1 protein-coding gene is annotated in these 384 nt (G+C 63.8%); it reads right to left on the bottom strand.

Annotated features, from left to right (window positions below):
* On the bottom strand, positions 1-262 hold a 262-nt coding region (locus AC1DN0_RS41765; RefSeq protein WP_477146708.1), incomplete at its 3' end, for a sugar phosphate nucleotidyltransferase.
* Between the last annotated feature and the right edge of the window lie 122 nt (positions 263-384).

Below are 384 nucleotides of genomic sequence, written 5' to 3'. Positions count from 1 at the left end.
CGTCCGGGCTCGGCTGCACCGCGTACTCGATGTTCATCCCCCACTGCGAGCCATCGCCCAGCAGGCTCTGGAACAGCGCCTGCTCGTGCGGCGTGTTGATGATCAGCACGTCGCGGATCCCGGCCAGCATCAGCACGCTGAGCGGGTAATAGATCATCGGCTTGTCGTACACCGGCAGCAGCTGCTTGCTGACGCCCTTGGTGATCGGATACAGGCGCGTGCCCGAACCGCCCGCGAGGATGATGCCCTTGCGTTGAGTCATGCGTTATTCCTCTGTCTGGTGATCACCGCCACTCAGGCGGTGGTGCCGATGCGCTGCAGGCGGTAGCTGCCGTCGAGCACGCCGTTGACCCATTCCTGGTTGTCCAGGTACCAGTCCACGGT

It is taken from the genome of Cupriavidus sp. 05N39 (assembly GCF_056397325.1).
The sequence above is the reverse complement of the archived record's forward strand: the minus strand, read 5'-3'. Positions and strand labels throughout refer to the sequence as shown.